Here is a 23,263-nt window from a genome sequence, read left to right as displayed (position 1 = left end):
GGGCTCACACTAACGCTCCTGGTTGTAGGTGCTGTCAGAACCGAAGCCCTGACCGTTCGTGTCACTACTGGCATTGCGCCCCTGCTGCACGCCGCGGCGCAGGTTGCTGAGCCTGCCCCGGATGTCCTCGGGAGCACGGGAGACCTGAGGGCCGCCCTGCGGGGTCGATTCCGCGGTTCCCTCGACCAGGTTGGCCTTGGGGACCCGACGCGGCAGCCCGGACGAGGTGACCCCGCCCGCCTTGGGCTTCTTGAGCTGCTCGGCACGCTGCCAGCGGTCGTCGTTGTTCGAACGCCAGTCGTCGGTGCCGTTGCCCTCGTCGTTGCTCGCGGTGGCCGCGGGCGGTGTCTGGACCCCCGGGGCACCCGAGTCGACAGGGCGCCGGCCGTTCGCCCCGCTCGCGGCGGATCCGCGGCGCGGCAGCCCGGCGTCGGTCATCTGGTGAGTGGACGACGGGGCAGGTCCCGGACGGCCGAAGCCTACGCGGTCCTGCTCACCCGCGTCAGCGACCTGCGCGGATTGCCCCTTCGGAGGATACCCGGACCGGACGTCGTTCTGATACGCGTCCTGCTGCGGCCAGTCGTCCTGGTAGGACGGCTCCTCGAACGCGGGGAAGGTCTCCGGGGCGGCGCCGCGGGCCTCCACGGGCTCTTCCTGGGACTGCTCAGGGTACCCGGGTTCCGGGTAGCCGCCGTTCGTCGGGAAGTACGTCTCGTCGTACGTCGGCTGCTGCGGTGCCTCGTACGCCGACTGCTGGTCGTACGCCGCCGGCTGCTCCTCGTACGCGCTCTGTCCGTCGCCGTACGCGGGCTGTGCGCCCTCGAAGGACGGCTGAGCGCCGTCGTAGCCGGGCTGGGGCGCGTTGAAGTCCTCCGGGTACTGCCCGGCCTCCAGAGCGTCCGGCTGGCCCGTCGTCTGGGCCTCCAGGGCCGCGCGGCGCTCCTCGCGGATCAGGGAGCGGCCGACCGGGTCCAACTCGCGGATGTCATCGGGGACTTCGGTGTAGCGGCTGTCGTCGAAGCCGAGTTCCGCGGCGGTGCGTGTCGACTCCGCCTGGAAGGACTCGGCCCGGAAGGACTGCTGCTCCGGCATGATCTGCGAGACGGTGAACTCGTCGCGCTGCACCTGCAGTTCACCTCCGCCACCGTGGGTGATCGCGTCGGGGAGCATGACCAGCGAGGTCGTTCCGGCCTGCTCGCCCGAGGGACGCAACTGGACGCGGATGCCGTGCCGGTCGGACAGCCGGCCGACCACGAACAGGCCCATGCGCTGGGAGATCGCGGCGTCGACGGTCGGCGGGTTGGCCAGCTTGTGGTTGATGTCCGCGAAGTCCTCGGCGGTGAGGCCGATGCCCTTGTCGTGGATCTCGACCATGATGCGGCCGTCCGGGAGCCGGGTCGCGGTGACGCGGACCTTGGTCTGCGGGGAGGAGAACGTGGTGGCGTTCTCCAGCAGCTCGGCGAGCAGGTGCACGAGGTCGGTCACGGCGCGGCCGTGGATCTCGGCCTCCGGGACGCCGGAGAGCTCGACGCGCTCGTACTGCTCCACCTCGGAGGAGGCGGCGCGCAGGACGTCCACGAGGGGCACCGGCTGGTCCCAGCGGCGGCCGGGCTCCTCGCCCGCGAGGACGAGGAGGTTCTCGCCGTTGCGGCGCATACGGGTCGCGAGGTGGTCCAGGCGGAAGAGGTTCTCCAGCTGGTCCGGGTCGGCCTCGTTGTTCTCCAGGTCGGTGATCAGGGTCAGCTGGCCCTCGATCAGCGACTGGTTGCGGCGCGACAGGTTGGTGAAGATCGCGTTGATGTTGCCTCGCAGGAGGGCCTGCTCGGCGGCCAGCCGGACGGCCTCGCGGTGGACCTGGTCGAAGGCGCGGGCGACCTCGCCGATCTCGTCCGTGGTGGTGATCGGGATGGGCTGGACGCGGGTGTCGACGCGGCCGGGGTCGGTGCGCGAGAGCTGGTCGACCAGCATCGGCAGACGCTGTTCGGCGACACTGAAGGCCGCGTTGCGCAGCTGGCGCATCGCGCGGCTCATCTGGCGGGCGACCATGCCGGCCAGGATGAACGCGGCGAGCAGGGCGAGCACGACGGCGCCACCGGTGATGAAGGCGTCGGTCTTGGCGTTGTCCGCGATGTTGGCGGCCTCGGCCACCGCCTTGTCGGCGAGGTCCGACTCGATCTGCCGGTAGCCGTTGTACTTGGCGGTGTTGACCGCCCACCAGTTCTGCGGGGTGACGCCGGCCGCGGCCAGGCCGGCGCGGTCGGAGTCGAGCGTCGACTTCAGGCTGACGACCTGCGTGAGCATGTCGACCGGCGGGGGGACGTACTTCTCGCCCTTGGCCGCGGCGGCGGTCGCGGCCTGGGTGGCCTGGCTCTTCAGCTCGACCGGGATCTGCTCCTTCAGCGCGTTCAGCTTGGCGGCGTCGGCCTCGGTGCCACCGCCGAGGTACTCCTCGACGGCGATGCCCTCCAGGTAGGCGAACGAGGAGAGAGCGGTGCGCTGGGTGCTGAGAAGCCTCGGGTCCGGGCCCGGCTTGATCAGGAGGTGCATGCCGATGGACCGCTCGAGGGACAGGGCGGCCTTGGAGAGCGAGATCGCGTAGACCGTACGGCCGTAACTGGTGATGTTTCCGGTGCCCAGACCGAGTTCGTTGGCGAACTCCATCAGCGGGTGCTGGATATTGAGGTAACCCTGCTCGGTCTGCACCCCCGGGGTCTCTCCGGCCTCGGCCTTGGCCGTGTAGGCGACCTTGCGCAGGACGGCCAGTCCGGGCTCCACCTTGCGGAAGTTGGCGAGCCGGCGCTCCAGTCCCGGCGTCTTCGGCATGTTCAGGGCGGCCTGGTTGAAGACGATCGCGGCCTGGTCCGTCTCCTTGTAGGCCTTGACGACCGTGGGGTCCTGAGCGCCCTTGTTCAGCAGCAGCGGCTCGGCGGTGACGTCACGCTCGACGAAGAGCTTGTCGCCGTACGCCAGCGCGGCCTGCACCAGGCGGGCCGTCTTCTCCGCGTCCTGGGCCTGCTGCCAGGTGTTGATCGAGCTCTTCACCTGGAAGCCGCCCATGACGAGGCCGACGATCACGGGTATGAGCAGGATCGCGTTCAGCCTGGTGGGTACGCGCCAGTTGCGGGGGGACAGACGACCGCCGCTCGGCGCGGGCGCCGGCACGGGCTCCGGAACGGACATCTGTGCGGGCGCCGCTCCGCGCGGCGGCGGGGTGAAGTTGCCCCGTGCCGACGGCTCGGGACCGTTCTTGCTTCGCCTCACTCGACCAACAACCTCTCGGCGTCGGCACCTACGTTGTGCCGCGGTGTCTCCAGCGCCCTTGACTACTGGGCAGTTCAGCGCATTCCAGCACGTCAGGCAGCGCCCTTCCAAACACTCGGAACCGACGGTTCCGAGTGATGCATCCCCCAGATAAAACGGTCATAAAGAGCGAGCCCCGTCAAAAGACGGGGCTTTTATGAGCGCAGTGGCACCGGGTGACCGCGATGCGTGTTGGTGCCTATCGAATTCCATGTCGAAACGTTATGAACACTGTGGCCGACCGTGTCAAACGACACAGCCGGCTTCAATGTGCCTACGGCAACTTCCCTATGGATCTGTCGACTTGGGTGCTACCGCAGGCGGGCCATGAGCGCGTGCTCGACCAGCGTGATGAGCGCGCTCTTCGCGTCCGAGCGGTGCCGGGCGTCCGTCGTGATGATCGGAGCGTCCGGGCCGATCTGCAGCGCCTCACGCACTTCTTCGGGGTTGTAGGGCTGGTGTCCGTCGAAGCCGTTGAGGGCGATGACGAAGGGCAGGCCGGAGTTCTCGAAGTAGTCGACCGCGGGGAAGCAGTCGGCGAGGCGCCGGGTGTCCACCAGGACCACGGCACCGATGGCGCCGCGGACCAGGTCGTCCCACATGAACCAGAAGCGGTCCTGACCCGGTGTACCGAAGAGGTACAGGATCAGGTCCTGGTCCAGGGTGATGCGGCCGAAGTCCATGGCGACGGTGGTGGTCGTCTTGTCTCCGGTGTGCGTGAGGTCGTCGATGCCCGCGGACGCGGACGTCATGACGGCCTCGGTGCGCAGCGGGTTGATCTCCGAGACGGCGCCGACGAACGTGGTCTTGCCCACGCCGAAGCCGCCCGCCACCACGATCTTCGCGGAGGTGGTCGCCCGACCTCCGTCAGAGCTTGCGAAGTCCACTGAGCACCCTTTCGAGCAAAGTCACGGCCGGCACGCCGCCGTTGTTCTCATCGCCGCCAGGCTGGTGGATGGCGACGAGTCCGGCTTCCGCGAGGTCCGCGACGAGGATCCTGGCCACGCCGAGCGGCATGGACAGGAGGGCCGACACCTCGGCCACCGACTTGACCTCACGGCACAGGTGGCAGATCCGCTGGTGCTCCGGGAGCAGCCCCATCAACTGCGTGGGGTCGGCCGTGGTGCTGATCAGCGCTTCGATGGCGAGTTGGTACCGCGGCCGGGTCCGGCCGCCGGTCATCGCGTACGGACGTACCAGCGGCTGGTCGCCCTCGTCCCCGTACGGCTCAGCGTACGGATCATGAGAGGCGGTGGGCGGGGTCATGAATCCTCCGGGCGGGACAGCATGTCGGTCAGTCGTGCCGTCTGTTGGGGCCGGTGGGGGGATTGTGGCGGCCGGACGGTGATTTCGTGCAGTCTGTAGAACCAGGAGCCGTCAGTGGAGCAGACTTCCCTGTAGTTCGGCGCGCAGGTCCGGAGTGAGTACAGCGCCCGCCCGGTCGACGAGCAGTGCCATCTCGTAGCCGACAAGGCCGATGTCGCACTCCGGGTGGGAGAGGACCGCCAGGGACGATCCGTCCGAGACGGACATGAGGAAGAGGAAGCCGCGCTCCATCTCGACGACCGTCTGGGCCACCGTGCCGCCCTCGAAGATCCGGGATGCCCCGGCGGTCAATGAGGTCAGACCGGAGGCGACGGCCGCGAGCTGGTCGGCGCGATCGCGCGGGAATCCTTCGGACATTGCCAGAAGGAGCCCGTCGGCGGACACGACGACGGTGTGGGACACCCCGGGGGTGTTGTCCACGAAGTTGGTGATCAACCAGTTCAGATTCTGTGCGGCCTGGCTCATCGGGCTCAACTAACGCTCCTGCTGGTGAGTGGGGCTGGGGAAGCTGCCGGTCTGGCCGGTACCGGCCTGGCGACCCTGCTGAATGCCCCGACGGAGATTGGTCAGCCGGCCGCGTACGTCATCGGGCGCACGGGATACCTGCGGACCTGTTTGGTGCTGTTGCTGCTGTGCCGTGCCCGCGACGAGGTTGGCGCGCGGGACTCGGCGCGGCAGGCCGGAGGTGGTGACCCCGCCTGCCGACGGTTGACGGACGCGCTCGGCCTGACGGCCGAGGTCGTCGTTCGGGGACGTCCGCCAGGAGGCGGAGGCCTGAGGAGTGGCGGCCCGCTGGGGGGCGACGGGAGCCGGGGGCTGCTGCTGGGGAGGCTGCGAGCCATTGGTGTGGGCACCGTTCTGAACGCCGCTCTGGGCGCCGTTCTGAGCGCTGTTGTGCGCTCCGTTCTGGGAGCCGTTCGCCTGACCGTGGAACCAGTTGGTCTCCAGCGTGTCGTACAGCGGCGTACGTCCGTCACCGGGGCCGGTGGCCGGCGGCAGCGCCTCCGGCTCCTGGGCACGCGCGGGCCGCTGCTGCGGCCGCTCGTACTGACCGGTGGACGAGGGATCCTGGCCGTTGCCGTAGCCCGGGTTGGCGAACTGGCCGGTGGACGAAGGGTCCTGGCCGTTTCCGTACCCGGGCCGCGCGAACTGGCCGGTGGACGAGGGGTCCTGCGGGTTGCCGTAGCCCGGGTTGGCGAACTGGCCGGTGGACGAAGGGCCCTGGCCGTTGCCGTACCCCGGGTTCGCGAACTGGCCCGTGGAGGACGGATTCGTGGTCGCGGTGCCGAAGACGTCCGGGCGCACGAACTGGCCGGTGTTCTGGCCGTTGTTCTGCGGCGCGCCCATACCGGGGCGGGGGCCGTCGAAGTCGGGGCGGGCGAACTCGGAGGTGACGGCGGGACCGTGACGGTCGTCGATGCGCGGCATCTCCGAGGTCGAGGCCGGTCCCTGCCGGTCGTCGACGCGCGGCATGCGCGAGGTGGTGTCGGGGTCCTCGTGACCGCGCGGGGAGTCCATCGAGGCGCGCGGCACGGGCGGCTGGGCGTTCTCGTCGCTCCAGCTCGGCCGGGACTGCTGCGGGCTGCCACCGGGCAGCTCGGCACGCGGACCGCCGCGTCCCGGCAGCTGCGGCCGGCGACGGCCGCCGCCCTTGTTGCCCGAGGGCTGCTGCTGCGGGGGCGTCGCCGCGGGGGCGCTGTCACCGAAGTTGAAGCCCTGGCGGGTGCCGGGTCCGTCACCGAAGCCCTGGGGCGTGCCGGCTCCGTTGGCCTGCAGGCCCTGCGAGGCACCCGGCGCGTTCTGCCCGAAGACACCCGCGCCGGCACCGGCCGGGGCCGGCCTGCCCTGCTGCGGGTTGCCCGGACCCTGCGGTCCGTGCGCGCCACCAGGGGCACCCGGGTGACCGCCCTGGCCGCTGCCGGGAAGTGCGGCCCGCGGACCCTGTCCCGCGCCGACCTGTCCACGCTGCGGCGCACCGCCGAGGAGACCGCCGCCGGCGGCGGGCGCGCCCGCTCCGAGGGACGGACCGCCCTGGCCGCCTCCGCGGCGGGCCGCGGCCACACCGGCCGAGGCCTGCGCGGCGGCGGGGCCGCCGGTGGAGGGAGCGCCCTGGCCCGGCTTGCCCGGAGCCTTCTTGCCGCCCTGGGCGACATCGACGGGGAGCATGACGAGCGCGGTGGTGCCGCCGGAGTCCGACGGACGGAGCTGGATACGGATGCCGTGACGCTGCGACAGACGACCGACCACGAAGAGGCCCATGCGCCGGGAGACGGAGACGTCCACGGTGGGCGGTGCGGCGAGCCGCTCGTTGATCGCGGCGAGGTCCTCGGGGGACAGGCCGATACCGGTGTCGTGGATCTCGATCAGCACCCGGCCGTCGGGCAGCGCGTGACCGGTGACCTTGACCTTGGTCTGCGGAGAGGAGAACGAGGTGGCGTTCTCGAGGAGCTCGGCGAGCAGGTGCACGAGGTCGTTGACGACCCGGCCGGCGACCTGCGTCGTCGGGACCGAGGACAGCTCGATGCGCTCGTACTGCTCCACCTCGGAGGCCGCGGCGCGCAGCACGTCGACCAGCGGGACCGGACGGGTCCAGCGGCGGCCGGGCTCTTCACCGGCGAGAACGAGGAGGTTCTCACCGTTACGGCGCATGCGGGTCGCGAGGTGGTCGAGCTTGAACAGGGAGGACAGCTGGTCCGGGTCGGCCTCGCGGGACTCCAGTTCGGAGATGAGCGAGAGCTGACGCTGGATGAGGCCCTGGGAACGGCGCGAGAGGTTGGTGAACATCGCGTTGACGTTGCCTCGCAGGAGGGCCTGCTCGGCGGCGAGGCGGACGGCCTCGCGGTGCACGTCGTCGAAGGCCGCGGCCACCTTGCCGATCTCGTCCCGGGAGTGGACACCGACCGACTCGACGGAGGTGTCGACGTCCTGCGGGTCCGACTCCGAGAGCTGCTTGACCAGCTCGGGCAGGCGGTCCTGGGCGACCCTGGTCGCGGTGTCCTGCAGCCGGCGCAGCGAGCGGATCATGGACCGGGCCACGACGAAGGCGCCGACGAGGGAGACGCCGAGGACGAGGAGGATCAGCGCACCGGAGAGGATCGCTTCCTGCTGGGAAGTGTTCTTCAGCTCACGGGACTTCTGCGTCATCTCACCGAGCAGCGAGATCTCGATCTTCGACATCGTGTCGATCTTGGTGGTGTCATCGTCGTACCAGTCCGAGGACGACGTCTTGTCCTGGGTGGTCAGACCGCCCGCGGTGTCCAGCACGCGCTTGGCGTACTGGTCGGATGCCTGGATGGTCTGGTTGCCCTGGTCGATCGATTTGGTGAGGAGCTCGGCGCCGGTGCCGTAGATGCTCGCGAAGCTGGTGCGCTCGGAGGCCTCGCTGTCCTGGGCCGATTTCGCGTACAGCCGGTCGTTGTCGGAGAGCTTGCCGAAGGTGTTGTCCTTCGCGGGCAGTGCGGCGGCGATGATCGCGCGCTGGATGGAGGCGTACTCCTTGGCGGAGGAGAACGCCGACAGGGCGCGGGTGCGCTGGATCATCTCCGGGTTGCTGGTCGCCTCCGCCATGTCCTGCGAAAGGTTGATCAGCTCGGTGACGAGGCGGTGATACCCGTCGACCGTCTGCGAGGCGTTCCGCGAGTCGCTGTAGGCCGTGCTGCGGATGGTGCCGAGCTTGTTCAGCTCTGCCGCGATGGCGACGAGGCTGTCACGGACACCGGAGAGCTGCCCGCTCGTGCTGGCGTCGTCGATCTCCTGGGTGCCCGAGAGGAACCGCGTCTTGGCGCGGTCCGTCAAGTCGCGGACCGACTTGACCGAGTAGTCGTTGGCCGGTGTGCCCTGCGACAGGGGACCCGCGGACTTGTCGCGCTCCTGCTGGAGCGCCACGGCGAGCTGGGTCGCCTGCTGGGTCATGTCGGTCAGCAGCTTCATGTTGTCGAGCTGCTGGATGTCGTCCATGGACTGGTTGATGCGCAGCGCGCCCAGCGTGGTCGCGGCGACCACGGGGAGCGCTAGCAGCGACACCAGTCGCGTGGAGATGCGCCAGTTGCGCAGGGCCACGCGGGAGCCGGGACCCGGAGGGGCCTTCGGCTTCACGGGCGGCGAGTCGGGAGCCGTAGCGCCGGGGCGCGCCGAGCGCTCACCACCGCCGAGCTCTGATTGTCCCGGGTTCTGGGCGTGCTGGGGCGAGGAACCGCGGTCGGTCCCGCCGTGCGGCTCCGGCTCCGCCGAAGCGCTGCCATCCCTCTTGAAACGTCCCTGCACTAGCGTCGCAACCTCTGGACCAGGCGCCCCTCCGCGCAAACGGCGGGACGGTGTCGGCGTCGTTCAGGGGCGCAGACGCGCCCCCTGGTGTGGTCGTGAGTGACCGGCGCTGCTCCCCCTCCCCGCCGCCACTCGGCGCTGAGTCGCGCCTCCTGCGCGCCGGTTCGATCCCGCGGCGGTTCGTGGAATTCCAGCACAGTGCAGGATCTCCAACAAGGCCCATGTACCAGGCTGTGACCACCGTGACAGCTTGTGAGGGCAAGGTCACGACACGTAGAAAGTGATCTCGTACATTCCGGTCTTTTCCCTACGATCCAGCGGGGTGCGGGGGGTGTCCCAGTCGCCATGATCAGGAGCGGAATGATGGGTTCAGTGAAGCAATGTCCGTTTCGCCGGGAGGGGTTGGCGGCCTGAATTGACCGGTTTGCCAACCCCCTAGTGAGCAAACTCACACGCCGATCATGAGGTCTTCACGGCTTCCACCGGGAATCGCATGTTTAGCCTGGCGCTTTACAGGGATGGCAAATCCGACAACCTGCGCCGACACGGGGGTTCTTGAAACCACCCGGCGCCCGCTCTGACGAGGTCGAACACCACAGTGAAGACGACGATGATGTTCCGCAACATAGCCAACCCGCGACGCACCACGCTGGCGCACCTCGAGGACGCCGACGCGATGCAGGCGCAGGAGCAGCCGGAGCACTCGGTCGACCTCCCCGCCCAGACCGCCAACCCGCGGCGCACCATTCTCATGGAAGTCCCGGTCGCCGCCTCCGTCGCCGAGTAGTACGCGGCCAGGGCCCCGTACCACTCACCGCGCCGACGGATATGCGCGGGGCCCGGACCCCTCTCCGCGTTAGCCTGGAGCGTCAGACTCCAGCCAGCTCAGTGAGGGGCGCAAGGATCCCGTGCGCATCGCCAGGTTCTCCATCGACGGCAACGTCGCGTTCGGCGCGGTCGAGGGCGACAAGCCGGACGAGCTCGTCCTCGACATCATCAAGGGCATCCCGTTCGCGGACTTCGAGCTCTCCGGTACGAAGGTCCCCCTCAACAAGGTCCGGCTCCTGCCGCCGGTGCTCCCGAACAAGGTCGTGGCCTTCGGCCGCAACTACGCGGAGCACGCGAAGGAGCTGGGCAACGAGGTACCCGACACCCCGTTCGCCTTCTTCAAGCCGTCGACCTCGGTGATCGGCCCCGGTGACGACATCCGGTACCCCTCCTTCTCGAACGAGCTGCACCACGAGGCCGAACTCGCCGTGGTGATCGGCCGGATGTGCCGCGAAGTCCCCCGTGAGCGTGTGAAGGACGTCATCCTCGGCTACACCTGCGCCAACGACGTCACCGCGCGCGACGTCCAGAAGCGCGAGAAGCAGTGGGCGCGGGCCAAGGGCTTCGACAGCTCCTGCCCGCTCGGCCCCTGGGTGGAGACGGACCTGGACCTCGCCACGGTCTCCGAGGGCATCACCATCCAGTGCACGGTCAACGGGCAGCAGCGCCAGCTCGGCCGCACCAGCGAGATGACCCACTCCGTCGAGGACCTGATCGTCAACATCACCGAGGCCATGACGCTGCTCCCCGGCGACGTGATCCTCACCGGCACCCCCGCTGGGGTCGGCCCCCTGAACGTCGGCGACGAGGTCGCCGTCACCATCGAAGGCATCGGCACTCTCACCAACAAGGTGATCAAGCGTGGCTAACGCGACCGTCCGCGTACGTTTCTGTCCGTCCCCGACCGGCAACCCCCACGTGGGCCTGGTCCGCACGGCCCTGTTCAACTGGGCGTTCGCCCGGCACAACGAAGGCACCCTGGTCTTCCGCATCGAGGACACCGACGCGGCCCGCGACTCCGAGGAGTCGTACGGCCAGCTGCTCGACGCGATGCGCTGGCTGGGCTTCGACTGGGACGAGGGCCCCGAGGTCGGCGGCCCGCACGAGCCCTACCGCCAGTCGCAGCGGATGGACCTCTACAAGGACGTCGCCCAGAAGCTGCTGGACGCCGGCCGCGCGTACCCCTGCTACTGCTCCACCGAGGAGCTGGACGCCCGCCGCGACGCGGCCCGCGCCGCCGGCAAGCCCTCCGGCTACGACGGCCACTGCCGCGACCTCTCCGCCGAGCGGAAGACCGCCTACGAGGCGGAGGGCCGCACGCCGATCGTCCGCTTCCGGATGCCCGACGAGACGATCACCTTCACCGACCTGGTTCGCGGCGAGATCACGTACCTCCCGGAGAACGTGCCCGACTACGGGATCGTACGAGCCAACGGCGCGCCCCTGTACACGCTGGTCAACCCGGTCGACGACGCCCTGATGGAGATCACCCACGTCCTGCGCGGCGAGGACCTGCTCTCCTCCACCCCGCGGCAGATCGCCCTCTACAAGGCGCTGACCGAGCTGGGCATCGCCAAGGAGACCCCGGCCTTCGGCCACCTCCCGTACGTCATGGGCGAGGGCAACAAGAAGCTCTCCAAGCGCGACCCGGAGTCCTCGCTCAACCTCTACAGGGAGCGCGGTTTCCTCCCCGAGGGGCTGCTGAACTACCTCTCCCTGCTCGGCTGGTCGCTCTCGGCGGACCGCGACATCTTCGGCATCGACGAGATGGTGGCCGCCTTCGACGTCACGGACGTGAACCCGAACCCGGCCCGCTTCGACCTCAAGAAGGCCGAGGCGATCAACGCCGACCACATCCGGCTGCTCGACGTGAAGGACTTCACCGAGCGCTGCGCCCCCTGGCTGAAGGCCCCCTTCGCCCCCTGGGCGCCGGAGGACTTCGACGAGGCGAAGTGGCAGGCGATGGCCCCGCACGCCCAGTCCCGGCTGAAGGTCCTCTCCGAGATCACGGACAACGTCGACTTCCTGTTCCTGCCGGAGCCGGCCCACGACGAGGCCTCCTGGACGAAGGCGATGAAGGAGGGCTCGGACGCGCTCCTGCGGACGGCCCGCGAGAAGCTGGACACGGCCGACTGGTCCTCCGCCGAATCCCTCAAGGACGCCGTCCTGGCCGCCGGTGAGGAGCACGGCCTCAAGCTCGGCAAGGCCCAGGCCCCCGTCCGCGTCGCCGTCACCGGCCGCACGATCGGCCTGCCGCTCTTCGAGTCCCTGCAGGTCCTGGGCAAGGACACGACGCTGGCGCGCGTCGACGCGGCGCTGGCGAGGCTCGCGGCGCGGTAACCGTCCGCCGCGGCCACCGCGGCGGACCCACGGCACAGTGACAGCGGGGCGGCGTCCGGTTCGGGCGCCGCCCCGCCGCTGTACACCCAGTGGTCGCCGGGAGTTCACCCTTCCTGTCAACTCCCGCTCCCCGAAACCCCTTTGGATGTTCGAGCGGGCGTGTGACGCGCCTGATCACCATGTTCCAGGGGAGGCGAACGTGACCCGTTCACGAAGACTTGTCGGGCTGGCGCTCAGCGGAGCCGTGGCTCTGACCTGCGCGGTGCAGACCATGCCCGCCCAGGCCGCGCCGGCCGCCGACACTCCGGTCGCCACGGTTCAGCTCAACCAGACCACGCCTCCCGAGGTGCTCCTCGGCTGGGCGGGAGCCTCCGGATTCCGCTACACGCTGCCCGGCACCGGATCGCCGACGGCGCACTGGGCGGACTACCCGGGCTACACGCCGCCCGCGCACGCCGGCCCGGACGACCTTTCCACCGGTACCGACGTGATCACCACCGCGGGCGTCGGCACCGTCACCCAGAAGCACCAGTCCACCGGGGTGAGTGTCACGCTCACCGTGCCCCAGGGGCAGACCTACAAGGCCGCCGTCGGCTGGAGCGTGCTCACCCAGGACGCGGACGGCGCCCTGCACGTCCTGCGCGCGGCCGGCGACGGCACGACCACCGACCTCCCGGTCACCGGCCTGCCGACCGGGGCGACGCCGGACGGCGTGTTCCGCACGGGCGGCTCGGTACGCAGGCTCGCCGTCGGATACACCCTCGACGGCGTCGACTCGCTCGGGCTGCTCGACCTCGCCGACGGCACCTTCCGCTCGTACGTCACCGGCGTCACCACCACGGGACTGGTCAGGTTCAACGACCGCTGGCTCGTCGCCGGGAACAAGGTGGCCCGGGTGGACGCGGCACCGGGCACCGACCCCGTACCCGCCCCCACCTACGGCGACTACAGGATCCAGGGCGTCGTCGGCGACCAGCTGATGCTCGCCAACCCGTCCGTGGTCTTCAGCCCCGACACCTACCGGCTGGTGGGCATCTCCCTCGCCGACGGCACGCGGACCACGGTCATCGACCGCTCCAGCGGCAGCTACACCCCCACCCTCGACGGCGGCCTGCTCGCCACGGCGGGTCCGTCCAGCGCCGACTGGCACGTCTACCGCGTCACGCCCACCGAGACCGGCGCCACCGCCGCGCAGGTGCTCGACGTCGAGGCGAACCGGTCGACGATCGAGGGCATGATGCTCTCCGGCGGCGAGCTGCTGATGTACGGCAACGTCACCGATCAGGGCGGCTACGACTCCGTCCACGGCGTCCAGCTCGACACCGCCGGCCGCCCGGCCGGTCCCCAGACCTACCGCGCCTCGATGCTTAACCTCTCGCCGTGCCTGGCCGGGGACGTGGCCTGCCCCCAGTTCGAGGCGCTCGGCGACGGCGGCTTCGCCTACCTGTCCACGGGGGCGGACGGCAAGGAGTCCGTCCACGTCACCGGACGCGAGCCGAACTTGTACGCGGCCGAGTCCACCGGCGCCTCCGGCGGACGCATCGGCACCGGCACCGGCCGCTACGTCCTCTACAACGGGGGGACGCCGGGCGTGCAGAAGGTCGCCGACTTCCCGCGCGGCGCCGACGGCCGGACCGCGCTCGACCGCACCCGCACCGCCGCCGCGGTCTGGGGCCAGCGACTGTGGACGCCGGGCACCTCCCAGGGCAGCGTCGTGGCGTACGACCTGAAGTCGGGGAAGAACGTGGCCACCGTCGCCACCGGCGCCCCGTGCACGCCCAGCGAGATCCAGGCCGTGAACGCGTGGCTGTACTGGAGCTGCGGCGCGTCCGGCCCCGCCGGTGTCTACGACCGCGCGACCAACCGCGCCGTCACCGTGCCGGCCGGCCAGGCCCGGCTCGCCGACGGCTACCTGCTCCGCGAGAACCGCACCACGCACGAACTGCTGCTCACGGACTTCCACGCGGGCTCGGCCGTCACCCGCACGGCGGCCGTGCTGCCGACGACCGACCGGGACACGGGCGGCAACACCGGCCGCTGGACCGTCGACCGCTTCGGCGGCAACGTCGCCTACCTGACCGACCGCGGCCAGGTGGCGATCGTCACCGCGGACGTGCCCACCTCGCCGCTCGCGCAGATGGAGGCCCAGACCGACGCCGCGCCCGGCCCGACGGCCGCCGAGCCGTGGCTGCCCGTGTGGCAGTTGAGCAAGCCCTCGACGTGGACCCTCCAGCTGGTCAGCACCACCGGCACGGTCGTCCGCACCCTCACCGGCACCTCCACCGCCGCCGCGGTGCGCGCCTCCTGGGACGGCGCGACCACGGCGGGGGGCAGGGCGCCCCGGGGGTCGTACACCTGGAAGCTGACCGCCGAGCCCCGTGACCAGGAGGGTCCCGACCTCCTCCTGACCGGCACGACCACCGTCAACTGACGGACGGCCCGGCGCGCCCGGGGCTACCGTCGGACCATGAGGACTGTGCGGGCCGTGGTGTGGGACGTCGACGACACGCTCTTCGACTACACGACCGCGGACCGGGCCGGGATGCGCGCGCACCTCGCGGCCGAGGGCCTGCTCGACGGGTACGAGTCCGTCGAGCAGGCCCTCGCGCGCTGGCGCGAGGTCACCGACGCGCAGTGGGCGCGGTTCTCGGCGGGCGAGACGGACTGGCAGGGCCAGCGCCGGGATCGGGTCCGGGTGTTCCTGGGGGAGTCGCTGGGCGACACCGACGCCGACGCCTGGTTCGACCGCTACGTCACGCACTACGAGTCCGCCTGGACCCTCTTCCCGGACGTCCTGCCCGTCCTGGACGACCTCGTCGCCAGCCACCGGCACGCGGTCCTGTCCAACTCCAGCCTTCTCGTACAGGACCGCAAGCTGCGCGTCCTCGGTGTGCACGACCGCTTCGAGGCGATCCTGTGCGCCGCCGAACTCGGCGTCGCCAAGCCCGCCGCGGCCGCCTTCCACGCGGCCTGCGAGGTCTTGGGCCTGCCGCCGCACCGGGTCGCTTACGTCGGTGACCACCCGGAGATCGACGGACGGGGCGCCGCCGAGGCGGGACTGCTCTCCGTCTGGATCGACCGTGAGGGCACTCACACCGCCGTCGGCGGCCCGCCGACGGGTCCGCACCGGATCGTCTCGCTGGCCGAACTCCCCGCGGTCCTCCGCGCCGATACCCGTTTTGGAGCGCCGTCCACCTTCAGGTAATGTTCTTCCTGCGCCGCCGAGAACGGGCCGTAAGGCCGGAGCTCGGAGGCGCAAGCTAAAACAAGATCCCTGCAGGGGATCGAGTTTCAGTGGCCTATGGTGTAATTGGCAGCACGACGGTTTCTGGTTCCGTTAGTCTAGGTTCGAGTCCTGGTAGGCCAGCTCGCAGAGCTCATCTGCAAACGCGGAGATCGATTCCGCAACGCCCCCGTTGTGTAGCGGCCTAGCACGCTGCCCTCTCACGGCAGTAGCGCCGGTTCGAATCCGGTCGGGGGTACAGATCCTTCCCAGGAAGGCAGTCCGGGTCGCACCCGCTGCCTCTCATGCAGGATCGCTAGGGCCCCCGTTGTGTAGCGGCCTAGCACGCTGCCCTCTCACGGCAGTAGCGCCGGTTCGAATCCGGTCGGGGGTACTGGTCTAAACCATATATGATGGTTTAAACCGCTTTGGGCTATGGTGTAATTGGCAACACTACGGTTTCTGGTACCGTCATTCTAGGTTCGAGTCCTGGTAGCCCAGCTTGGATCCGCGGAAACGCAAGATCTAGGCCCCCGTTGTGTAGCGGCCTAGCACGCTGCCCTCTCACGGCAGTAGCGCCGGTTCGAATCCGGTCGGGGGTACAGAGTCCTACGGGCCTCCACTTCGGTGGGGGCCCGTAGGCGTTTCCGGGCGGCCCCGGCCCCCGTCGTACGGTCCGACGCGCCCCGCGCCGCCCCGCCGTAGGGTCGGTCACTCGATGCCGTACCGCCGCGCCGACTCCTGCTCCTGCGCCAGCCGGTGCAGCGCCCGCAGCACGGGCTCGAAGAGCACGGCCGAAGCGACCGCGGTCTCCACCCGCTCCGCGTCGGACGTGTGCGTCTCCAGGTAGTCCAGGTCCCGCTCGGCCACCTGGTGCATCAACTCCGCGTACGGCGCGAGGAGTTCGGCGTTCCAGGAATAGCCGAGCCGGATCAGCGTGGCCACCGCCGCCACCAGAGAACGGTGCACGGGGGAGAGCGGGGCGAGCTCCCGCGCGGTCTCCCAGCCCAGGTCCGCCAGCAACTGGTCGACCTCGCGGCGCGCGGACCGGACGGCCGGGTCCTGGTCGTCCGGTTCCGGCTCCTGCGGCAGCGCCCACAGAGCCGCCCCCAGCCGGATCGTCCGGCCCAGTGACTCGTCGTCGACGTGTCCGAGGACTTCCCTGGCCGTGGCCACCGGCACCCGGCCCACCTGGATCAGTGCCCGCACCAGCCGCAGCCGGCGCAGATGACTCTCGTCGTAGTCCGCCGTCGTGGCGTTGACCTGGCGTCCCGAAGCCAACAGCCCTTCCCGCAGGTAGTACTTGATCGTCGCGGTGGACACTCCGCTCCGCTCGCTCAACTCCGCAAGCCGCATCTCTTGCGCCCTTCGTTGGGTGGCGCCACTATCCAAGCACGGCGCCATCGGATAGCGCCGCTCGCCAACGGAGGGGACGAGATGTCCGGCACCCGCGTGACCGCAGGCCGTACCACCGCAGCAGCCGAGGGGGACGTGGTCGTCCTGCTGATCGGTATGCGCGTCAACCACTTCTGGGCGGTGCACCAGTGGGTACCGGTGTTCTTCGCCATGCTGCGCATGGTGCGGGACCTGGAGAAGGAACCCGGCCGGGGCCTGCTCGGCCGCATCCTGCTGACGGCGTCGCCCCGCACGTACTACGTCGTCCAGTACTGGGAGTCCAAGGAGCAGCTCTACGCGTACGCGTCGGCGCCCGACATGTTCCACCACAAGGCGTGGGGGATCATCAACCGCAAGGAGCGGGCGGGCAAGCTCCGGCAGCACGTGGGGATCTGGCACGAGACGTACGTCGTGCCGGAGGGGTCGTACGAGTCGATCTACGCGGACATGCCGCCCTTCGGCCTGGCCGCCGCCCATGGGGCCCTGCCGGTGGAGAAGCGGGGGAGGCGGGCGGCGGACCGGTTCGCACACCGGTCGCCTCGGCCGGGAGCGGAGGCCGAGGCGGAGGGCGAGGTCGAGGTCGAGATGGAGACTGAGGCCGGGGGAGGCGCGGGCTGACCGGCCTGTGCGGGTGGTGTGCGGCTGAGCGCGCGGTTGCCGGCGCCCCCTTGCGGGCGCCGGGAGGGGTCCGGGGGACGAGCCTGCCGCGGCGTTGAGGCCGGCCCGTTCCCGTGACGTGTCCGTAGGGGCGGTCAGCCGGTGCGGCGCAGGGCCTCGGAGAGGCGGCCGGCGGCGTCGATGACCGCCTGGGCGTGCATCCGGCCCGGGTGCCTGGTCAGACGCTCGATCGGTCCGGAGACCGAGACGGCGGCCACCACGCGGTTCGACGGCCCGCGCACCGGCGCGGAGACGGAGGCGACGCCCGGCTCGCGCTCGCCGATCGACTGGGCCCAGCCCCGGCGCCGTACGCCCGACAGCGCCGTCGCCGTGAAGCGGGCGCCCTGCAGTCCCCGGTGCAGCCGCTCCGGCTCCTCCCAGGCCATCAGGATCTGGGCCGAGGACCCGGCCTTCATGGTGAGCGTGGAGCCGACCGGGACCGTGTCCCGAAGGCCGGACAGACGCTCGGCCGCGGCGACACAGATACGCATGTCGCCCTGGCGGCGGTAGAGCTGGGCGCTCTCGCCCGTGATGTCGCGCAGGTGTGTGAGCACCGGCCCCGCCGTGGCGAGCAGGCGGTCCTCCCCCGCGGCCGCGGCCAGCTCGGAGAGGCGGGGTCCGAGAATGAAACGCCCCTGCATGTCGCGCGCCACCATGCGGTGGTGTTCCAGCGCCACGGCGAGACGATGTGCCGTGGGTCGTGCCAGTCCGGTCGCCGCGACCAGGCCCGCGAGGGTGGCCGGACCGGACTCCAGAGCGCTCAGGACAAGGGCTGCCTTGTCCAGAACGCCGACGCCGCTACTGTTGTCCATGAAACGATACTTGCGTCTCACTCTGTGAAACGCAAGTTCAATTTCCGGTGGAAAGCGCCACCCTTGTAGACACAGCGGCCCGCGGACCGACGGGCCTGGCGGACGACGTCCGGACGAGGGGGACGGACGTCTGCCGCCCCGGAAATCTCTAGTTGGGCCGGCGCCACACAGGCCGGCCGGAGGGAAAGCGATGGGTAGGACACTCGCGGAGAAGGTCTGGGACGACCATGTCGTCCGGCGCGCCGAGGGCGAGCCCGACCTCCTCTTCATCGATCTGCACCTGCTGCACGAGGTGACCAGCCCCCAGGCCTTCGACGGCCTGCGTCAGGCGGGCCGCCCGGTGCGCCGTCTCGACCTCACCATCGCGACCGAGGATCACAACACCCCGACCCTCGACATCGACAAGCCCATCGCGGACCCGGTCTCCCGGATCCAGCTGGAGACGCTGCGCAAGAACGCGGCCGAGTTCGGCGTGCGCCTGCACTCCCTGGGCGACGTCGAGCAGGGTGTCGTCCACGTCGTGGGGCCGCAGCTGGGCCTGACCCAGCCGGGCACCACCGTGGTCTGCGGTGACTCGCACACCTCCACGCACGGCGCCTTCGGCGCGCTGGCGTTCGGTATCGGCACCTCGCAGGTCGAGCACGTGCTGGCCACCCAGACGCTGCCGCTGGCCCGCCCCAGGACCATGGCCATCACGGTCGACGGCGAACTGCCCGAGGGCGTCACCGCCAAGGACCTGATCCTGGCGATCATCGCCCGGATCGGCACCGGCGGCGGCCAGGGCTACATCCTGGAATACCGCGGCTCCGCCATCGAGAAGCTCTCGATGGAGGCCCGCATGACCATCTGCAACATGTCGATCGAGGCCGGCGCCCGCGCGGGCATGATCGCCCCCGACGAGACGACCTTCGCCTACCTCCGGGGACGTGCCCACGCCCCCGAGGGCGAGGACTGGGACGCGGCGGTCGCGTACTGGAAGACGCTGAGGACGGACGAGGACGCGGTCTTCGACGCCGAGGTCGTCATCGACGGTCCCTCGCTGGCTCCCTTCGTCACCTGGGGTACCAACCCCGGTCAGGGCGCGCCGCTTTCGGCGTCCGTCCCCGACCCGGCTTCGTACGAAGACGCTTCGGAGCGCCTGGCCGCCGAAAAGGCCCTGGAATACATGGGGTTGACCGCCGGACAGCCGCTGCGCGACATCGAGGTCGACACCGTCTTCGTAGGTTCGTGCACCAACGGTCGCATCGAGGACCTGCGGGCCGCCGCCGCGATCGTCGAGGGCCGCAAAGTCGCCGAGGGCGTACGGATGCTGGTGGTCCCCGGCTCCGCGCGGGTCGGCCTGCAGGCCGTCTCCGAGGGCCTGGACGTGGTCTTCAAGGAGGCCGGCGCCGAATGGCGGCACGCGGGCTGCTCGATGTGTCTGGGCATGAATCCCGACCAGCTGGCTCCCGGTGAGCGCTCCGCGTCCACCTCCAACCGCAACTTCGAGGGCAGGCAGGGCAAGGGCGGCCGTACGCACCTGGTCTCCCCGCAGGTCGCCGCCGCCACCGCCGTGCTGGGCCATCTGGCCTCGCCGGCCGACCTGTCCGACGCGCCCGCCGCCCGTACGCCCGCTGGAGTCCGATAAGCCATGGAAGCCTTCACCACGCACACCGGCCGGGCCGTACCGCTGCGCCGCGGCAACGTCGACACCGACCAGATCATCCCCGCTCACTGGCTCAAGAAGGTGACCAGGGACGGTTTCGAGGACGGGCTCTTCGAGGCCTGGCGCAAGGACCCCTCGTTCATCCTCAACCAGCCCGAGCGCGAGGGCGCCACGGTCCTGGTCGCCGGCCCGGACTTCGGTACGGGCTCCTCGCGCGAGCACGCCGTCTGGGCGCTGCAGAACTACGGTTTCAAGGCCGTCGTCTCGTCCCGCTTCGCGGACATCTTCCGGGGCAACTCGCTCAAGAACGGCCTGCTCACAGTGGTTCTGGAGCAGAAGACGGTGGAGGCGCTGCAGGAACTCACCGAGAACGACCCGCAGGCCGAGATCACGGTCGACCTGGAGACCCGCGAGGTGCGCGCCGAGGGCATCACCGCCGCCTTCGAGCTCGACGAGAACGCCCGCTGGCGGCTGCTGAACGGCCTGGACGACATCTCCATCACCCTCCAGAACGAGGGCGACATCGCGGAGTACGAGGCCAAGCGGCCGTCGTACAAGCCGAAGACGCTCCAGGTCTGACGCCCGGCGCGCGGCGCGACCCGCCGCGCGGCCGTCGCACAGCGGATTTCAGCCACCGCAACACCCCTCTGTACCCCCAATCGTGGACGGTTGGGGGTACAGCTGTGTCTGCCCCCGGAGGGCCTCCGCGCGCCCCTTCGAAGGGCTCCAACTGCCGCATTCGCAAAGGGAATTGCCTGGACAGGCGGGTCTTGCGCCGGTGGCGTCCGGAGGCGTCCAGGACCCCCTGGGGGCGCGGCAGTTACCCCCTGGGCAGGCGACAACTCGCCCCAGATGGCACAATCTGTGCATGGAACACGACGGCCAACTCGAGCTCTATGCGGCAGTCGCGGTCCAACTCAAGGAAGCGCACACAAGAGTGCGTGCACTGCAAGTCCCGGAGGGCGTACGGATGGCGCTGACCCGGAAGCTGCTGGTCATTACGGCCGTGGCCAAGCACGATCTCGCCGATGCGGCAAGGCGGCTGGAGCGGTTCACCACCGACCTCGACGAGGGCCGATTCCTCGAAGGGGAACGCTGAGGAACCGTGCTGCAGCCCGAGTTCGTTGCGGCACAAGGGTGATTAGCCCGTTTCGTGTTTGATTTGCGGTATATATCTGCCTAACGTGCGAAAAAGCTTGAACGCATTCGTTCGGGCAATGTCTCCGAAGGGGAAGACGTGAACAAGGCGCAGCTCGTAGAAGCGATTGCCGACAAGGTCGGCGGGCGTCAGCAGGCCGCCGACGCGGTCGACGCCGTACTGGACGCCATCGTCCGTGCAGTTGTCGGCGGGGACCGGGTCTCGGTCACCGGCTTCGGTTCCTTCGAGAAGGTCGACCGTCCGGCTCGTTACGCCCGCAACCCGCAGACCGGTGAGCGCGTTCGGGTCAAGAAGACCTCTGTGCCGCGCTTCCGCGCCGGTCAGGGCTTCAAGGACCTGGTGAGCGGCTCGAAGAAGCTCCCGAAGAACGACGTGGCGGTCAAGAAGGCCCCGAAGGGCAGTCTCTCCGGCGGCGCCTCGGCCACCGTCAAGAAGGCCGCGGCCAAGAAGGCCACCACCGCCAAGAAGGCGACGGCCAGGAAGACCACCGCCGCCGTGAAGAAGACGGCCGCGAAGAAGACCACCACCGCCGCCGCGAAGAAGACGGCGACGACGGCCAAGAAGGCCACCGCCAAGAAGACCACGGCGACGGCCAAGAAGGTCGCGGCGAAGAAGACGACGGCCAAGAAGGCCACCGCCAAGAAGGCCCCGGCGAAGAAGGCCACCGCCAAGAAGGCCCCCGCCAAGAAGTCGACGGCTCGCAAGATCACCGCCAAGAAGACCACCGCCCGCTGAGAAGCAGGGGCGCAGGGCACCTCACGCGCCGGGCCGGGCTCCCACGGGGAGCCCGGCCCGCGGCGTGTCCGGGGACGGTCCGAAGGTCCCGGTCAGAACGTCTGGAGCGTCACGAGGGTGATCCGCCGTGCCGCGCCGTCGCCCTCGGTCTCGATGCGCACGCGCTGCCCCGGGCGCAGCAGCCGCAGGCCGCCGGCGTCGAACGCCGCGCCGTCGAAGGGCACGGGGGTGCCGTCGTCGAGCAGCACCTGCCCGCTACGGGTGTCGGGGTCGTACGTGTACGCGGTCGCCTGCATGCCGGGAGTTTATCCAGCGTCGGTCCCGCCGGGGGTGCGTACCGGGGGACTGGGAGGAGGCGCGGCCCCTCGTCGGTCCTGACTCCCGGCCCGGGTTCCCGCCCCGGTGCGCGGGCCTCCCGTGTCCTGGTGTGCCGGTCGCTGTGTCCGGGTGGACCGGTGTGCTGGTGCGGGGGCATCCGGCGTCCGACGATCACTCCAGCAGGCCCGGCATCAGGCCCGGGGGCCAGGGCGGCCCGGTGCGAGGCCCGAAGCCCGCCCTGGCACCCGTGCTGCCCGGTGCGGGTGCGAGGCGTGTTCGCGACGTGACCTGCGGGTCCGGCGTCGCGGTGGGACCGGGGGCCTCGCGGAGCCGCCGCGTGGACGCCGTGCCCCCGGTGCGGGGCCCCGCGGGCCTGACAGCGCCCCGTGGCCCCGATGCCGGGCCGCGCGGGCCTGGTGCCGGACGGTGACCGGCGGTGTGCCCGAGGCCGCTCGGTGCCGTGCGGCGCCCCGCCACGCACTCCGTCACGGCGGCCCCTGCCGCGGCCCCCGTCGCGGCGCGCGTCAGGTGCCGGGCCGGCCCGGGATGAGGAGTTTGGCCGCCACCGTGGCCGTGCGCGGGCCCACGCCCAGGGCGAGCGCCGCGCGCAGGTCGTCGCCGGTGTCCACGTCCCGACGTACGGAATCCACCGCCGCGAGGAGGAGTTCCACGGCGCCCGAGGCGCGGTGCCGGGCACGGGAATCGGTGCCGAAAGCGGGGCGCAATTCACGGCCCGGTGAGGCGGCCAGCAGTGTGGTCCCGATTGCCGCCGCGTCGGAGAGAAATGCACGCGGGAATTCAGCCGCGGCATCGAGTACCCGGGCCAATTCCAGGGGGCGCAGCGCCGGCAGATCGGCGTTCAGGGCCGCCACGGCGCATTCGGGGCTGCGGGAACGTACGACGGCCGCCGCGTGCGCCAGCGCGGCGTTCAGGCCGCCACCTGGCTCGTCCGGGACGATCCGCGCCCCCAGCGCCGCCAGCTCCCGCCCGGCCAGCGCGTCGTCCGTGACTACCGCCACATCACGGACCGCCGCGCAGGCCAGCGCGGCCGCCACGGTGTCCTGCGCGAACGCGAGGGCGAGCCCCGGGCGCACTCCGTCGGCCGCGGTGTCCGACAGCCTGCTCTTGGCCCGCGCCAGGGGTTTGAGGGGTACGACCAACGTCCACTGCACGGGCGCTCCGTTCCTGCCTTTGTCGCACCCATTGTGACCCGGTGACCCTGGCGGTCCGGACGTCGGGGCGTACGGTGTTCTCGACAGACT

19 protein-coding genes and 5 tRNA genes are annotated in these 23,263 nt (G+C 70.4%); 15 read left to right on the top strand and 9 right to left on the bottom strand.

Features of this window, described 5'->3' with window-relative positions:
- Positions 1-9: 9 nt before the first annotated feature.
- From ABZV34_RS00400 to ABZV34_RS00380, 5 genes are all read right to left on the bottom strand, one after another.
- Complete coding sequence (locus ABZV34_RS00400) at positions 10-3,261, bottom strand: nitrate- and nitrite sensing domain-containing protein (protein ID WP_356270008.1); 3,252 nt, start codon at positions 3,259-3,261, stop codon at positions 10-12.
- 350 nt (positions 3,262-3,611) lie between these two features.
- Positions 3,612-4,187, bottom strand: coding sequence for an ATP/GTP-binding protein (locus tag ABZV34_RS00395; protein WP_006375318.1), 576 nt, complete (start codon positions 4,185-4,187; stop codon positions 3,612-3,614).
- The gene (locus ABZV34_RS00390; RefSeq protein ID WP_168530388.1) at positions 4,168-4,566 is read right to left on the bottom strand and encodes a DUF742 domain-containing protein; all 399 of its coding nucleotides are present in this window, start codon (positions 4,564-4,566) and stop codon (positions 4,168-4,170) included. The genes ABZV34_RS00395 and ABZV34_RS00390 overlap by 20 nt, the downstream gene beginning before the upstream one ends.
- A gap of 111 nt (positions 4,567-4,677) precedes the next feature.
- Entirely contained in the window at positions 4,678-5,091 is a 414-nt protein-coding gene (locus ABZV34_RS00385) for a roadblock/LC7 domain-containing protein (protein ID WP_010984127.1), read from the bottom strand.
- 9 nt (positions 5,092-5,100) lie between these two features.
- The gene (locus ABZV34_RS00380) at positions 5,101-8,889 is read right to left on the bottom strand and encodes a nitrate- and nitrite sensing domain-containing protein (RefSeq protein ID WP_356270006.1); all 3,789 of its coding nucleotides are present in this window, start codon (positions 8,887-8,889) and stop codon (positions 5,101-5,103) included.
- Positions 8,890-9,487: 598 nt separating this feature from the next.
- Here ABZV34_RS00380 and ABZV34_RS00375 point away from each other — a divergent pair.
- The 10 genes from ABZV34_RS00375 to ABZV34_RS00330 all read left to right on the top strand — a co-directional run bounded on the left by ABZV34_RS00375 (position 9,488) and on the right by ABZV34_RS00330 (position 15,882).
- Entirely contained in the window at positions 9,488-9,676 is a 189-nt protein-coding gene (locus ABZV34_RS00375) for a hypothetical protein (RefSeq protein ID WP_356270004.1), read from the top strand.
- 121 nt (positions 9,677-9,797) lie between these two features.
- The gene (locus ABZV34_RS00370) at positions 9,798-10,586 is read left to right on the top strand and encodes a fumarylacetoacetate hydrolase family protein (protein WP_356270002.1); all 789 of its coding nucleotides are present in this window, start codon (positions 9,798-9,800) and stop codon (positions 10,584-10,586) included.
- A complete protein-coding gene (gltX, locus tag ABZV34_RS00365) occupies positions 10,579-12,057 on the top strand; it encodes a glutamate--tRNA ligase (protein WP_356270000.1) in 1,479 nt (492 codons plus the stop codon). The genes ABZV34_RS00370 and gltX overlap by 8 nt, the downstream gene beginning before the upstream one ends.
- Positions 12,058-12,256: 199 nt before the next feature.
- Positions 12,257-14,488, top strand: a complete 2,232-nt coding sequence (locus ABZV34_RS00360) for a FlgD immunoglobulin-like domain containing protein (RefSeq protein WP_356269998.1) — start codon at positions 12,257-12,259, stop codon at positions 14,486-14,488.
- 36 nt (positions 14,489-14,524) lie between these two features.
- Complete coding sequence (locus ABZV34_RS00355) at positions 14,525-15,262, top strand: HAD family hydrolase (RefSeq protein WP_356269996.1); 738 nt, start codon at positions 14,525-14,527, stop codon at positions 15,260-15,262.
- 90 nt (positions 15,263-15,352) lie between these two features.
- Positions 15,353-15,424, top strand: a tRNA-Gln gene (locus tag ABZV34_RS00350).
- 42 nt (positions 15,425-15,466) lie between these two features.
- A tRNA-Glu gene (locus ABZV34_RS00345) sits at positions 15,467-15,539 on the top strand.
- A 62-nt stretch (positions 15,540-15,601) separates the two neighbouring features.
- Positions 15,602-15,674: transfer RNA gene (locus ABZV34_RS00340), tRNA-Glu, on the top strand.
- A gap of 35 nt (positions 15,675-15,709) precedes the next feature.
- Positions 15,710-15,781 (top strand) — tRNA-Gln (locus ABZV34_RS00335).
- Between the two features lie 28 nt (positions 15,782-15,809).
- Positions 15,810-15,882: transfer RNA gene (locus ABZV34_RS00330), tRNA-Glu, on the top strand.
- Between the two features lie 109 nt (positions 15,883-15,991).
- Here the strand turns inward: ABZV34_RS00330 and ABZV34_RS00325 are convergent.
- Positions 15,992-16,636: a MerR family transcriptional regulator gene (locus ABZV34_RS00325; RefSeq protein WP_356269994.1), complete on the bottom strand. Its 645-nt coding sequence runs from the start codon at positions 16,634-16,636 to the stop codon at positions 15,992-15,994.
- A gap of 81 nt (positions 16,637-16,717) precedes the next feature.
- On the opposite strand from ABZV34_RS00325, the gene ABZV34_RS00320 reads away from it, so the two are divergent.
- Positions 16,718-17,293, top strand: coding sequence for a DUF4188 domain-containing protein (locus tag ABZV34_RS00320; protein ID WP_356269992.1), 576 nt, complete (start codon positions 16,718-16,720; stop codon positions 17,291-17,293).
- Positions 17,294-17,427: 134 nt separating this feature from the next.
- Here ABZV34_RS00320 and ndgR read toward each other — a convergent pair whose 3' ends face one another.
- A complete protein-coding gene (ndgR, locus tag ABZV34_RS00315; RefSeq protein ID WP_037625007.1) occupies positions 17,428-18,144 on the bottom strand; it encodes an IclR family transcriptional regulator NdgR in 717 nt (238 codons plus the stop codon).
- Between the two features lie 190 nt (positions 18,145-18,334).
- On the opposite strand from ndgR, the gene leuC reads away from it, so the two are divergent.
- The 4 genes from leuC (at position 18,335) to ABZV34_RS00295 (ending at position 21,683) form a co-directional block, all read left to right on the top strand.
- On the top strand, positions 18,335-19,771 hold the full coding sequence (gene leuC, locus ABZV34_RS00310) for a 3-isopropylmalate dehydratase large subunit (RefSeq protein WP_356269990.1): 1,437 nt from the start codon (positions 18,335-18,337) through the stop codon (positions 19,769-19,771).
- Positions 19,772-19,774: 3 nt separating this feature from the next.
- Complete coding sequence (leuD, locus tag ABZV34_RS00305; protein ID WP_356269988.1) at positions 19,775-20,368, top strand: 3-isopropylmalate dehydratase small subunit; 594 nt, start codon at positions 19,775-19,777, stop codon at positions 20,366-20,368.
- Positions 20,369-20,657: 289 nt separating this feature from the next.
- Positions 20,658-20,888: a hypothetical protein gene (locus ABZV34_RS00300; RefSeq protein ID WP_356269986.1), complete on the top strand. Its 231-nt coding sequence runs from the start codon at positions 20,658-20,660 to the stop codon at positions 20,886-20,888.
- A 138-nt stretch (positions 20,889-21,026) separates the two neighbouring features.
- Entirely contained in the window at positions 21,027-21,683 is a 657-nt protein-coding gene (locus ABZV34_RS00295; RefSeq protein WP_356269984.1) for an HU family DNA-binding protein, read from the top strand.
- A 92-nt stretch (positions 21,684-21,775) separates the two neighbouring features.
- Here the strand turns inward: ABZV34_RS00295 and ABZV34_RS00290 are convergent, their stop codons facing one another.
- Entirely contained in the window at positions 21,776-21,979 is a 204-nt protein-coding gene (locus ABZV34_RS00290) for a hypothetical protein (RefSeq protein ID WP_099943501.1), read from the bottom strand.
- 546 nt (positions 21,980-22,525) lie between these two features.
- Complete coding sequence (gene cofC, locus ABZV34_RS00285) at positions 22,526-23,173, bottom strand: 2-phospho-L-lactate guanylyltransferase (RefSeq protein ID WP_356269982.1); 648 nt, start codon at positions 23,171-23,173, stop codon at positions 22,526-22,528.
- Between the last annotated feature and the right edge of the window lie 90 nt (positions 23,174-23,263).

Source organism: Streptomyces sp. NPDC005195 (assembly GCF_040608315.1).
Classification (GTDB): domain Bacteria; phylum Actinomycetota; class Actinomycetes; order Streptomycetales; family Streptomycetaceae; genus Streptomyces; species Streptomyces kaempferi.
This window is presented reverse-complemented; position numbering and strand designations above follow the sequence as displayed.

Excerpts from the sequence above, each read along its gene's own strand:
- ABZV34_RS00300 (WP_356269986.1), top strand. The coding sequence starts at position 20,658 with ATGGAACACGACGGCCAACTCGAGCTCTATGCGGCAGTCGCGGTCCAA.
- ABZV34_RS00390 (WP_168530388.1), bottom strand. The coding sequence starts at position 4,566 with ATGACCCCGCCCACCGCCTCTCATGATCCGTACGCTGAGCCGTACGGG.
- ABZV34_RS00355 (WP_356269996.1), top strand. The coding sequence starts at position 14,525 with ATGAGGACTGTGCGGGCCGTGGTGTGGGACGTCGACGACACGCTCTTC.
- ABZV34_RS00385 (WP_010984127.1), bottom strand. The coding sequence starts at position 5,091 with ATGAGCCAGGCCGCACAGAATCTGAACTGGTTGATCACCAACTTCGTG.
- leuC (WP_356269990.1), top strand. The coding sequence starts at position 18,335 with ATGGGTAGGACACTCGCGGAGAAGGTCTGGGACGACCATGTCGTCCGG.
- ndgR (WP_037625007.1), bottom strand. The coding sequence starts at position 18,144 with ATGGACAACAGTAGCGGCGTCGGCGTTCTGGACAAGGCAGCCCTTGTC.
- ABZV34_RS00290 (WP_099943501.1), bottom strand. The coding sequence starts at position 21,979 with ATGCAGGCGACCGCGTACACGTACGACCCCGACACCCGTAGCGGGCAG.
- ABZV34_RS00325 (WP_356269994.1), bottom strand. The coding sequence starts at position 16,636 with ATGCGGCTTGCGGAGTTGAGCGAGCGGAGCGGAGTGTCCACCGCGACG.
- ABZV34_RS00320 (WP_356269992.1), top strand. The coding sequence starts at position 16,718 with ATGTCCGGCACCCGCGTGACCGCAGGCCGTACCACCGCAGCAGCCGAG.
- leuD (WP_356269988.1), top strand. The coding sequence starts at position 19,775 with ATGGAAGCCTTCACCACGCACACCGGCCGGGCCGTACCGCTGCGCCGC.